The sequence below is a fragment of the Streptomyces sp. MBT65 genome, from assembly GCF_016612545.1.
In the GTDB taxonomy this organism is placed as follows: Bacteria; Actinomycetota; Actinomycetes; order Streptomycetales; family Streptomycetaceae; genus Streptomyces.
Genome location: NZ_JAENRY010000366.1, coordinates 1 through 11145, shown reverse-complemented (window position 1 = coordinate 11145; position 11145 = coordinate 1). Strand labels below are relative to the sequence as shown.

Here is an 11145-nt window from a genome sequence, read left to right as displayed (position 1 = left end):
CGCGCTGGTGGCCGGCGGCCTGGGCGGTGGCCTCGGCTACACCCTGGCCAAGGACCACGACGACAACAGCAACTCCACCACCGTCTCCGCCGACACCGGCAGCAGCGCCTCCGTGAAGCGCGACCCGGGCACCATCGCCGCGGTCGCCGCCAAGTCCCTGCCCAGCACGGTCACCATCGAGGCCGAGAGCACCAGCGGCGAGGGCGGCACGGGCACGGGCTTCGTGTTCGACACCCAGGGCCACATCGTCACCAACAACCACGTCGTCGCCGACGCGGTCGACGGCGGCAAGCTCACGGCGACGTTCCCGGACGGCAAGAAGTACGACGCCGAGATCGTCGGCCACGCCCAGGGCTACGACGTCGCGGTGATCAAGCTCAAGAACGCCCCCAGCAACCTGAAGCCGCTCGCCCTCGGCGACTCGGACAAGGTGGCCGTCGGCGACGAGACGATCGCCATCGGCGCCCCCTTCGGGCTGTCCAACACGGTGACCACGGGCATCATCAGCGCCAAGAACCGCCCGGTGGCCTCCAGCGACGGCAGCTCCACCAGCAAGGCCTCGTACATGAGCGCCCTGCAGACCGACGCCTCGATCAACCCCGGCAACTCGGGCGGCCCGCTGCTCGACGCCCAGGGCTCGGTCATCGGCATCAACTCCGCGATCCAGTCGACCAGCAGCGGCGGCCTCAGCGGCACCAGCCAGTCCGGCTCGATCGGCCTGGGCTTCGCCATCCCGATCAACCAGGCGAAGTACGTCGCCCAGCAGCTGATCAAGACCGGCAAGCCGGTGTACGCCAAGATCGGCGCCTCGGTCTCGCTGGAGGACAGCACCTCCGGAGCGACGATCACCGCCGAGGGCGTCAGCGGCTCCTCCTCGGTGGAGGCCGGCGGCCCGGCGGCCAAGGCGGGCCTCAAGGCCGGCGACGTCATCACCAAGCTCGACGACTCGGTGATCGACAGCGGCCCGACCCTCATCGGCGAGATCTGGACCCACAAGCCGGGCGACAAGGTGAAGATCACCTACAAGCGCGGCGGTACGGAGCACACGACCGACCTGACCCTGGGGTCGAGGGTCGGCGACAGCTGACGTACCTGACGTAGCGTCACAAGATCGGCCGACGGGCCGGGCGAGGACTCTCCTCGCCCGGCCCGTTCGTGTTGGGCGCCCTCCACGCGTGCGTGCACCACCTCCACGCGTGCGTGCAGCACGAGGGAACCCGATTCCTCCCTGCGGCGAAGTACGGGTGAAAGCCCAATCTTCATCAGCGAGTTCGCATGGACGAGAGGAGCCCCGATGACCGTCGAACCAGGCATCAGAGTGGGGCAGGACAGTGCCGCCCCGATCAGTGACGCCTCGGTGATCGAACGGTCGTGGGACGAGCCCGAGGCGTTCGCCGTGCTCTTCGACCGCCACGCCGACCCGGTGCACCGTTACGCGGCGCGCCGTCTTGGCACGGAGGTCGCCGAGGACCTGATGGCGGAGACGTTCACCACCGCGTTCCAACAGCGCTTCCGCTACGACACCCGGCTGCCCGACGCCCGCCCGTGGTTGTTCGGCATCGCGACCAACCTCATCGGCCGGCACCGGCGCGCCGAGGCCCGACGGCTGAAGGCGATCGGCCGGCTGCCGTCGGCCGCACCCGCCGCCGGTTCCGAGGACCCGGTCGCCGACCGGGTGGCCGCGAAGGTCAGCGCCCAGGCCGTACGCGGCGAACTGGCCCTGGCCATGGCCCGGTTGCCCGCCCGGCACCGGGACGTGCTGCTGCTGGTCGCGTGGGCGGACCTCGGCTACGAGGAGGTCGCACGCGCCCTGGAGGTACCGGTGGGGACGGTCCGGTCACGGCTGCACAGGGCCCGCAGAAAACTTCGCGACGCATTGGGCGGATCCGATCCGACAGCCTTCCGAGACGAATCCGAGGAATCCGACGATGAGTGAACTGATGCGTGGACTGGAGCCCTTGAGGGAGTGGGACGCGGACACGCCCCCGCTCACGGACGCCGCACGCGCGCGTGCCCGATTCCGCCTCTACGAGACGATGAGCGCTCCCGCCGCCCAAGTGACCGTCGGGAGGCGTCCGTTCCTGCGCATGGCGGTGGCCGGCGTCGCGACGGCGGCGGTCGCCACGACCGTGCTGGTCGCAGGGAACAACAGCTCCTCGCCCCACACCCGGCCGGTGAGCGCGACCACCGTGCTGCACGGCGCGGCGGCCGAGGAGCGCAGGCTCGAGAAGCCGATCGCCCCGCGCGACGACCAGTTCATCTACACCAAGGAGATCATCAAGGAGACCCCGACCAAGGGCGGTGGGACCCGCACCTACGTCGACGAGAGCTGGAATTCGGTCGACGGCTCCAAGAAGTCCTACGTCAGCGAACTGGGCCGTAAGCAGTGGGTCCCGGTGTACCGGCCGGGCCAGGGCACCTGGCCGCCGACCAAGTGGACCGAGCTGAGGCAACTGCCCACCGACCCGGGCAAGTTGGTGATCGCCCTGCGGGACATGGGCGGAAAGCCGGACTACAGCCAGCCGATGAGGGCCGCCGACTGGCCGATGACCCAGGTCTTCGTCTCCGGTCTGCTCCGCGCACCCGTCCTCCCGAAGGGCCTGCGCTCCGCGGCCTACGAGGCGCTCGCCACCGTCCCCGGCATCAAGGTCCTGCCCCACCAGAAGGACGCCGACGGCCGCGAGGGCATCGGCATCCAGTACGTCGGCGCCCCCGGCACTCCCTGGGCGCACGGCGGCCCGATCCTGGTGTTCGACCCGAAGACGTACCGCTACCTCGGCATGCGCGACCGGCGGACGGCGGGCGGGACGACGTACGACCAGTGGTCGTACGTCGCCGCGAGCGCAGTGGTGGACCGGGTGATGCAGCGGCCGTAGTGCCGTTACAGGCGGGTCGGCAGGGGTGCCGCTCACTGGGCGGTGCCCCTGTTCCGCGCCGGGTCCGGTGCGGAGGAACCCTGGACGGAGGTCTGCGGTGGTGCGGAGGAATTACGAACGGAGGCTTGCGACGGTTTTGAAGGAATCGCGGACGCGGGCTTGCGGCGGTTTGGAGGAACCACGGACGCGGGCCTGCACCGGTACGGAGGCCCCCCGGAAGCGCGCCGCTGCGGTGCGGAGGAACCACGGACGCACGCCCGCAGCACGGGAAATCATGAACCATGCGACCGGCCGACTGGCACCTCACCGAAGACCTGGACGACTTCCTCGCTGGAGGCGGGGACTTCCTGCGCTCGCGCCCCGCCCTGCACACCACGCAGTTGACGGCGATGGAGAGACTGAGAACGCACGGCTCGGCCCAACACGGCGACGGGGCAACCCTGTTCGGCCGACGGGAGCGAGCGGGCGAGGTCGAGGCCGTCTTCCACCGCCTCCCGTCCCGTGGCCTGGCACCCACCTCCCTCACCCCCGACCAGGCCGACACCCTCGCCGCCCGCCTGGCGGATCTCGGGCAGGCCCTTCCCTACGTCACCGCGGACCAGAACACCGCGACCGCGTTCGCCGAGGCATGGCAACGGCGCACAGGCGCGACGTCGAAACTCCGCGTCCGTCTCCACCTCTACCGACTCGGCACGCTCACCCCACCGGAACCTCTCCCGGAGGGCCAGGCCCGGATCGCGGGCGAGGAGGACCACGAGCAAGTCACCCACTGGTGCCACGAGTTCGCCACCGCCGTCGACGAAGTCCTCCCCGACTCCTGGGCCGACACCCGCTTCGCCGACAAGCACTTCACGTTCTGGGAGACCCCGGACGGCACGCCGGTGTCCATCGCGGGCGCGACCTCGAAGATCGGCGGCATGATCCGCGTGGACCCCGTCTACACCCCGGGCCACCTCCGGGGCCACGGCTACGCCGCCGCCGTGACGGCCGAGGTGAGCAGAGCCGCGCTGGCCACGGGCGCGAGTGACGTCGTCCTCTTCACGAACCCGGCCAACCCCACCAGCAACGCCCTCTACCGACGGCTGGGGTACGTCCTGCTCACCGACTGGGCCGTGTACGACTTCTCGGGCGCGACACCGGAGTAGCCACACCCGGGCCCCGAAGCCGGACCGCGCACCCCGCGACCCGCGCGGTGCCGGTACGCTGTACCCGCTCCGTCCCTGGTGGGCGGCTGCGCAGGTGGGTTGCCCGAGCGGCCTAAGGGAACGGTCTTGAAAACCGTCGTCGCAGCGATGTGACCGTGGGTTCAAATCCCACACCCACCGCAGAATGAGAGCCTCTGACCAGCGAAAACGGTCGGAGGCTCTCGGCATGTCACCAGGACTCGGCCTCGAGGAACAGCGTGACCGCCTCCGTGACGAACCAGATGATGAACGCCAGACACGCAAGCCACAGCCCCCACAGGACCCAGCGGAACCACTGGACCCGGTGGAGCTGACGGACCCGGTGGACCTCTCGGCGTATGTGCATGAGGGGATCATCCCCCGTCGCGGGCCTGCGATGGGGTGGAGAAGCCTGAACTCGCGGTAGCTGCCGAGGAGTTCACGGCCGATGCCCCGTCATCCGAGCCGCCGACGCGATAGTCGCCCGCGCCTCCCGCTCCGACAGCCCCGTGCCCAGCGCCGCCTCCACCAACGGCTCGATCAGCGTCGGCCCGATGTCGTTCTCGTAGGCGCGGCAGGCCGCCCAGAAGAGGCGGGTGTTGCGTTGGCCCTCATGGGCCGCGAGGACGAACTGGACCAGGCCCTGGCCGTGTTGGCCGGTCGAGGTGGGGGTCGGGTGGTGGGTGCGGGGCGGTGGGAGCAGCAGGCGCAGGAGCGAGGGCGGGCACGCTGCCGGTGCGAGGTGGGCCGTGGCGGGCGCGGCGCCGTAGAGGCCGTGTTCGGTGCGGGAGCCGGGGCCGACGAGGTAGCCGCCGGCGCCGCGGATGTCGATGCCGGGGGCGAGCCGGCTCGCGGAGTTGGGGACGACCACGTCGGGCGGCCCGCTGAGCCAGAGGTGGCGGCCGCCGCTGGGGGTCAGGACGACGACCGTCTCGGGGATCGTGAACAGGTGGCGGAGGGCGAGTTCGCGCAGGGCGGAGGACGAGTCCGTGCCCGACTTGGTGTCGAGGTCGATGCCGATCAGGTGGTGCGGCGGCAGCCCGCACGCGATGCCGTAACCGGTGGCCCAGGGCGCGGCGGCGAACAGTTCGCGGATGCGCGCGGGGTCGGTCGAGGCGTCGTAGACCCCGTGGCCGAGCCGCCCGCACTCGCCGTGGCAGGGCACGCCCACCGGGTCTGCGCCGGGGCCGGTGTCGGGGCCCGGACCCGTGCCGGGACTGGAGACGGGACCGGGACCGGTGCCTGGGCCTCGGTCGAGGTCGTCGCGGTGCGGGGAGCGCAGGGCCGGGAGTTTTGTCCGGGACAGGGGGATCACGGCCAGTCCGCGTTCGGCGGCTGACAGGGCGTGTGCGAGGGCCAGCGTTGTGGCCTGCCGGTCGGTGGTGGCCATGCCTCCATGTTCGTACGTGTGTTCGAAAAAGGGAAGGGGGAGAGGGTGCGACTCGCCGAGCAGGGCGTATTGGCAGGAAATGTGGAGGAACGCTTCGCCTCTTGGGGTGCCCGGGGCGAGCTGTCCGTACTGCGACGGATGACACCTTCTGGGTAACCAAGGGGGTTTATCGACTTGTCATCACGCTTCAGAGGGAATAACCGCTTCCGCTCTGGTTCGCCGGGGATCCGGTGGGCAACTCTGGTCTCGCGACGTCGTGCACAACACCGAGGTGGTCGGCCAACTGCCTTGGTAGCAGCCGTACTTGAAGCCGTAGTTCATGTACGTCCGGCCACGGAGCCGGTACGTACCCTGTTCTGGAGGAACAACATGGCAAGCATCCGTACCGCCCGCATCATCGCCGCCGTCTCCGCCCTTCCGCTGGCAGCCGCCCTCTTCACCGGCGTCGCGGCGGCGGACAACGGCGCCATCGCGGGCAACGGATCGAACGCGGGTGTGGCGACCGTGAGCGGCAGCGGGGTCGGACACGACAACAAGGGCAACTCGTCCACCACACAGCAGCAGGCGGTCGGCTCCGGGGCCTCGAACCAGAGCAACACCGCCCAGGTCAACGGATCCGCGTTCACCGCCATCAACCAGGGAAACGAGAACGTCGCCGTCAACTTCGCCAACTTCTGGTAGCCGGGCCCGGCTTCCGCGCGGGGATGCGCGGGGGTGCCTGAGGTGTGCTCTCTGGGGTCGTGACGCGTCTGCGCGGTGGTGCTTCGGTACCGCCGCGCAGGCGTTTTTCCGTGATCTCCCTTCTCCGGAACCGACCTTGACAGTGCACGGTATCTGACGGACAGTCAGAAACCCTCGCCCCTGCGATGTCGCCCCGGAGGTCCGCCGCCGTGCACCTCGCCCCCACCCTCCGCCAGCAGCAGCTCCGCGCCGAACTCCGCACCTACTTCGCCGAGTTGATGCCCGACGGCCCACCCGCTATGGACGACCCCCAGGGGCAGCGGGCCCTGTTGCGCCGTATCGGGGCCGACGGCTGGCTCGGGCTCGGCTGGCCGGTCGAGTACGGCGGTCAAGGGCGCGGCGCCGACGAGCAGTTCGTGTTCTTCGACGAGGCCTACCGGGCGAACGCGCCCGTCTCGATGGTCACCCTGAACACCGTCGGACCGACCCTCATGAAGTACGGCAGCGAGGAACAGAAGGCCGCCCTTCTGCCGGGCATCCTGCGCGGCGAACTCGTCTTCGCGATCGGCTACAGCGAACCGTCGGCCGGCACGGATCTCGCGTCGCTGCGGACCCGGGCGGTGCGTGAGGACGGCGGCGGCTGGCTGATCGACGGGCAGAAGATCTTCACCTCCAACGCCCACAACGCCGACTGGATCTGGCTCGCCTGCCGCACCGACCCCGAGGCCCCCAAGCACCGCGGCATCTCCATCGTCCTCGTCCCGACCGACGCGCCCGGCTTCTCGTGGACGCCGATCGAGACGGTGGGCGGGCAGCGGACGACGGCCACGTACTACGACGGGGTCCGCGTCCCGGCCGGCAACCTCGTCGGCGCGGAGAACGAGGGCTGGTCCCTCATCACCAACCAGCTCAACCACGAGCGGGTCGCCCTCGCCGCGACCGGGATGCAGGCCGAGGACTTCTACACGGCCGTGCTGACCGCCGCCCGCACACCCGATCCGGTGACGGGGCGGCGCCGGGTCGACGAGCCGTGGGTGCGGTCCCAGTTGGCCGAGGCACATGCCCGGCTGGCGGCGACACGCCTGCTCAACTGGCGTTTGGTGGCTGATGTGGGGGCGGGCCGCCTGGCGCCCGGCGACGCGAGCGGCGTGAAATTCGTGGGAACCGAATCGACGGTGGCGGTGTACCGAATATGTCAGCACGTCGCCGGGACGGCCGGACCGGTCTGGCCGGATGGGCCCGTGGGACGGGTCGGGACGGTTGGACCCGTCGGATCGGATGGACCGTATGGACCTGACGGCTCGACTGGCCTGGCAGGGCTGGTGCGTTCGGGATCGCCGGGTGTCTTCGGGGACGGCGAGCTGGAGCGGTTGAACAGGGCGGCGCAGATCAACACGTTCGGGGGCGGGGTGAGCGAGGTGCAGCGGGAGATCGTCGCGACGATGCGGCTCGGGATGACGAGGGGGCGGCGGTGAACACGATGACCGACGAGCTGGGGGCGCGGCTCAAGACGTACGAAGGGCGTGCGGCCGCCGTCGCGGGCACGGGCCGTGACCCCGTCAACGAGCCGATGATCCGGCACTGGTGCGAGGCGATGGGCGACACGAATCCGGCGTACGAGGGACCGGACGCGATCGCCCCGCCCACCATGCTCCAGGCCTGGACCATGGGCGGCCTCTCCGGACACACGGGTCGCACGGGGGCCTACGACGAGCTGTTCGACCTCCTCGACGAGGCGGGCTGCACCTCGGTGGTCGCCACCGACTGCGAGCAGGAGTATCTACGGCCCCTGCGGCCGGGCGACGAGGTCACGTTCGACGCGGTCATCGAGTCGGTGTCGGAGCGGAAGACGACGAAGCTGGGCACGGGGTATTTCGTCACGACCCGCATGGACGTCCGGGTCGGCCCGGACCTCGTCGGCACCCACCGCTTCCGCATCCTCAAGTACGCCCCCGCCCGCCCGAAGGGGAAGCCGGAAGAGAAGCGGGCCCGGCGCCCCCGCCCCGTGATCAACCGGGACAACGCCGGCTTCTGGGAGGGCGTGCGACGGCACCGACTCCTCATCCAGCGCTGCACGGACTGCGGAACGCTGCGCCACCCCTGGCTCCCGGGCTGCAACGCCTGCGGCGGCCCGGACTGGGACACCGTCGAGGCGAGCGGCGAGGGCACGGTCTACTCGTACGTGGTGATGCACCACCCGCCCTTCCCCGCTTTCGATCCCCCGTACGCGGTCGGCCTGATCGAACTCGCCGAGGGCGTGCGGATCGTGAGCAACGTGGTGGGGGTGCCGTACGACAAGGTCCGCATCGGGCTGCCGGTGCGACTCGAATTCCGGCGGTACGACGAACCGCAGCCGCACGGCGACGAGTTGGGCGGCGACGGGTCGGGCGGCGACCCCCTGGTGCTCCCCGTCTTCCGGGTCCAGGAAGGCCGAGAGGGCGAGGCGGGCTGACATGGACTTCACGCCCACGGAGGAGCAGGCGGCGGCCCGTGACCTGGCCGCCCGGATCTTCGGCGACCTCGCGACACCCGAGCGGCTCACGGCGGCCGGCACGGACGGCGACCCCGAGCTGTGGAAGGCCCTGTGCGCGGCCGGACTGGTCGGTGCCGTCGAGGAGTTGGGCCTGCTCGGCCTCGTGCTCCTCCTGGAGGAACAGGGGCGGACGACCGCGCAGGTGCCCTTCGCGTCGACCTGTGTGTACGGGCTGCTGGCGGTGGCGGCCCATGGTTCACCCGAGCAGCGGGAGCGGTTGCTGCCGGGGATCGGGGACGGGTCGGTGGTGGTGTGCGGGGCGTTTCCGGCGCAGGGGGGTGTGCGGGCGAGAGGTGTACGGGGTGAGGCTGAACGGGGCTCGGCGCAGGGTGAGTTGACCGGCACGGTTCCTGTCGTGCCCTGGCTGCGCGACGCCACGCATGTCCTTGTCGCCGACGAGGAGCGGGAGTTGTGGCTGACGCCGGTCGCGGAGGCCGCGCGCGTCGAGGCGGTGGAGCTGACGGCGCCCTGGTCGGCGGGGCGGCTGACCCTCGACGGGGCCTCGGCGGAGCGGCTCGGTGCCGACGTCCACCGGTCTCGCTCCCGCCCTCCGACTGCCGGTCCCTACACGGACGTTCTGGCCACCGCCCGCACCGCGTTCGCCGGTCTCCAGGCCGGGGTCTGCGCGGGTTCGCTCGCCCGGGCGGTGGCGCACGTCAACACCAGGGAGCAGTTCGGGCGCCCGCTGGCCACGCGGCAGGCGGTCCAACTCCGGGCAGCCGACGCGCACATGGACGTCGAGGCGATCCGGGTGACGGCGTACGAGGCGGCCTGGCGGCGGGACGCGGGACTGCCGTATGCCACGCACGCGTTGACCGCCGCCTGGTGGGCGTCCGAGGCGGGCAGCCGTGTCGTCCACACCGGTCAGCATCTGCACGGCGGTGCGGGAGCCGACCTGGACCATCCGGTCCACCGGCACTTCCTGTGGGGCCGGCAGCTGGACGCGTACCTGGGCTGCGGGGGCGAGGTGCTCCAGGAACTGGGGGAGTTGATCGTCGGTGAGGAGGAGGCGCGGTCATGAGGGCAGGTGAGGAGTTGCCCCCGCTGGAGATCGAGATCACCCGCACGCTGATCGTCGCCGGAGCGGTCGCCTCCCGGGACTACCAGGACGTGCATCACGACGCGGAGGCGGCACGGCAGAAGGGTTCCCCGGACATCTTCATGAACATCCTGACGACCAACGGCCTGGTGGGCCGCTACATCACGGACCACTTCGGACCGGGGGCCACGCTCCGCAGGGTGGCCATACGGCTCGGCGCCCCCAACTACCCGGGCGACACGATGGTGTTGACGGGCAGGGTCGAGGAGACGGACGGCGACACCGCGACGGTGCGGGTGGTCGGGGCGAACGGCATCGGCAGACATGTGACCGGCACGGTGACGGTGACCGTGCCGAGGGAGGCCGGGGAATGAGCGCCCGCACCCGCGACACCCTCGGCGGACGGGCCGCGATCGTCGGGATCGGGGCGACGGAGTTCTCCAAGGACTCGGGGCGCAGCGAGCTGCGGCTGGCGGTGGAGGCGGTGCGGGCCGCGCTGGCCGACGCGGGGCTGACGCCGGCGGACGTGGACGGGATGGTCACGTTCACGATGGACACCAACCCGGAGATCACCGTCGCCCAGGCCTGCGGGATCGGCGAGCTGTCCTTCTTCTCCCGGGTCCACTACGGCGGCGGCGCGGCCTGCGCGACCGTCCAGCAGGCGGCGCTGGCGGTGGCGACGGGGGTCGCCGAGGTGGTGGTCTGCTACCGCGCCTTCAACGAGCGGTCGGGGCGCAGATTCGGCTCCGGGGTGACCCATCGGGAGCCGTCGGCGGAGGGCGCGGCGCTCGGCTGGTCGCTGCCGTTCGGGCTGCTCACGCCGGCGTCGTGGGTGGCGATGGCGGCGCAGCGCTATCTGCACACGTACGGCCTGACACCGGAGGTGTTCGGGCAGGTGGCGGTGGTGGACCGCAAGTACGCGGCGACGAACCCGGCGGCGTACTTCCACGGCAGACCGATCACCCTCGCCGAGCACGCGGCCTCGCGCTGGATCGTGGAGCCGCTCCGTCTCCTGGACTGCTGCCAGGAGACGGACGGCGCCCAGGCGATCGTCGTCACCTCGGTGGAGCGGGCCCGCGATCTGCCCCGTCCGCCCGCGGTCGTCGCGGCGGCGGCCCAGGGCGCCGGGCGGGCACAGGAACAGATGACCAGCTTCTACCGCGACGACCTGACCGGCCTCCCGGAGATGGGCGTGGTCGCACGGCAACTGTGGCGGACGGCGGGGCTCGGACCGCAGGACATGGACGTGGCGATCCTCTACGACCACTTCACGCCGTTCGTGCTGATGCAGCTGGAGGAGTTCGGCTTCTGCGGGCGGGGCGAGGCGGCGGACTTCGTGGCCGAGGAGCGGGTGCCGGTCAACACGCACGGGGGACAGCTCGGGGAGGCGTATCTGCACGGTATGAACGGGATAGCGGAAGGGGTGCGGCAGGTGCGGGGCAGCGCGGTCAACCAGATACCGG

At 71.0% G+C, this 11145-nt stretch carries 12 protein-coding genes and 1 tRNA gene; 11 read left to right on the top strand and 2 right to left on the bottom strand.

Features of this window, described 5'->3' with window-relative positions; translation table 11 throughout:
- The 5 genes from JHN63_RS44790 to JHN63_RS44770 form a co-directional block, all read left to right on the top strand.
- The coding region (locus JHN63_RS44790) for a S1C family serine protease (protein ID WP_200690878.1) at positions 1 to 1087 on the top strand (1087 nt) is incomplete at its 5' end.
- A 207-nt stretch (positions 1088 to 1294) separates the two neighbouring features.
- On the top strand, positions 1295 to 1936 hold the full coding sequence (locus JHN63_RS44785; protein ID WP_200690877.1) for an RNA polymerase sigma factor: 642 nt from the start codon (positions 1295 to 1297) through the stop codon (positions 1934 to 1936).
- Positions 1929 to 2876, top strand: a complete 948-nt coding sequence (locus JHN63_RS44780; protein ID WP_374222999.1) for a CU044_5270 family protein — start codon at positions 1929 to 1931, stop codon at positions 2874 to 2876. Before JHN63_RS44785 ends, JHN63_RS44780 begins: the two co-directional genes overlap by 8 nt.
- Positions 2877 to 3157: 281 nt before the next feature.
- On the top strand, positions 3158 to 4021 hold the full coding sequence (locus JHN63_RS44775) for a GNAT family N-acetyltransferase (RefSeq protein ID WP_200690876.1): 864 nt from the start codon (positions 3158 to 3160) through the stop codon (positions 4019 to 4021).
- A gap of 93 nt (positions 4022 to 4114) precedes the next feature.
- Positions 4115 to 4201: transfer RNA gene (locus JHN63_RS44770), tRNA-Ser, on the top strand.
- A 49-nt stretch (positions 4202 to 4250) separates the two neighbouring features.
- Here the strand turns inward: JHN63_RS44770 and JHN63_RS44765 are convergent.
- Together JHN63_RS44765 and JHN63_RS44760 are read right to left on the bottom strand one after the other, a co-directional pair.
- On the bottom strand, positions 4251 to 4406 hold the full coding sequence (locus JHN63_RS44765) for a hypothetical protein (RefSeq protein ID WP_200690875.1): 156 nt from the start codon (positions 4404 to 4406) through the stop codon (positions 4251 to 4253).
- A gap of 72 nt (positions 4407 to 4478) precedes the next feature.
- Positions 4479 to 5429 (bottom strand): bifunctional DNA primase/polymerase, encoded by a 951-nt coding sequence (locus JHN63_RS44760; protein WP_200690874.1) that lies wholly within the window; start codon positions 5427 to 5429, stop codon positions 4479 to 4481.
- A 369-nt stretch (positions 5430 to 5798) separates the two neighbouring features.
- Between JHN63_RS44760 and JHN63_RS44755 the strand changes: the two genes are divergently transcribed.
- From JHN63_RS44755 to JHN63_RS44730, 6 genes are all read left to right on the top strand, one after another.
- On the top strand, positions 5799 to 6110 hold the full coding sequence (locus JHN63_RS44755; protein ID WP_200690873.1) for a hypothetical protein: 312 nt from the start codon (positions 5799 to 5801) through the stop codon (positions 6108 to 6110).
- A 209-nt stretch (positions 6111 to 6319) separates the two neighbouring features.
- Complete coding sequence (locus JHN63_RS44750) at positions 6320 to 7585, top strand: acyl-CoA dehydrogenase family protein (protein ID WP_200690879.1); 1266 nt, start codon at positions 6320 to 6322, stop codon at positions 7583 to 7585.
- A 5-nt stretch (positions 7586 to 7590) separates the two neighbouring features.
- Positions 7591 to 8562 carry a bifunctional MaoC family dehydratase N-terminal/OB-fold nucleic acid binding domain-containing protein gene (locus JHN63_RS44745; RefSeq protein ID WP_234478639.1) on the top strand — a complete coding sequence of 324 codons (972 nt, stop codon included), beginning with the start codon at positions 7591 to 7593 and terminating at the stop codon, positions 8560 to 8562.
- Between the two features lies 1 nt (position 8563).
- Positions 8564 to 9664 (top strand): acyl-CoA dehydrogenase family protein, encoded by a 1101-nt coding sequence (locus JHN63_RS44740; RefSeq protein WP_200690871.1) that lies wholly within the window; start codon positions 8564 to 8566, stop codon positions 9662 to 9664.
- A complete protein-coding gene (locus JHN63_RS44735) occupies positions 9661 to 10056 on the top strand; it encodes a MaoC family dehydratase (protein WP_200690870.1) in 396 nt (131 codons plus the stop codon). The genes JHN63_RS44740 and JHN63_RS44735 overlap by 4 nt, the downstream gene beginning before the upstream one ends.
- Positions 10053 to 11145: lipid-transfer protein (locus JHN63_RS44730; RefSeq protein WP_200690869.1), on the top strand; the 1093-nt coding region annotated here is incomplete at its 3' end. The genes JHN63_RS44735 and JHN63_RS44730, both read left to right, overlap by 4 nt.

Coding starts and splice junctions, on each gene's coding strand:
- JHN63_RS44740 (WP_200690871.1), top strand. CDS start 8,564: ATGGACTTCACGCCCACGGAGGAGCAGGCGGCGGCCCGTGACCTGGCC.
- JHN63_RS44785 (WP_200690877.1), top strand. CDS start 1,295: ATGACCGTCGAACCAGGCATCAGAGTGGGGCAGGACAGTGCCGCCCCG.
- JHN63_RS44745 (WP_234478639.1), top strand. CDS start 7,591: ATGACCGACGAGCTGGGGGCGCGGCTCAAGACGTACGAAGGGCGTGCG.
- JHN63_RS44755 (WP_200690873.1), top strand. CDS start 5,799: ATGGCAAGCATCCGTACCGCCCGCATCATCGCCGCCGTCTCCGCCCTT.
- JHN63_RS44765 (WP_200690875.1), bottom strand. CDS start 4,406: ATGCACATACGCCGAGAGGTCCACCGGGTCCGTCAGCTCCACCGGGTC.
- JHN63_RS44735 (WP_200690870.1), top strand. CDS start 9,661: ATGAGGGCAGGTGAGGAGTTGCCCCCGCTGGAGATCGAGATCACCCGC.
- JHN63_RS44760 (WP_200690874.1), bottom strand. CDS start 5,429: ATGGCCACCACCGACCGGCAGGCCACAACGCTGGCCCTCGCACACGCC.
- JHN63_RS44775 (WP_200690876.1), top strand. CDS start 3,158: ATGCGACCGGCCGACTGGCACCTCACCGAAGACCTGGACGACTTCCTC.
- JHN63_RS44780 (WP_374222999.1), top strand. CDS start 1,929: ATGAGTGAACTGATGCGTGGACTGGAGCCCTTGAGGGAGTGGGACGCG.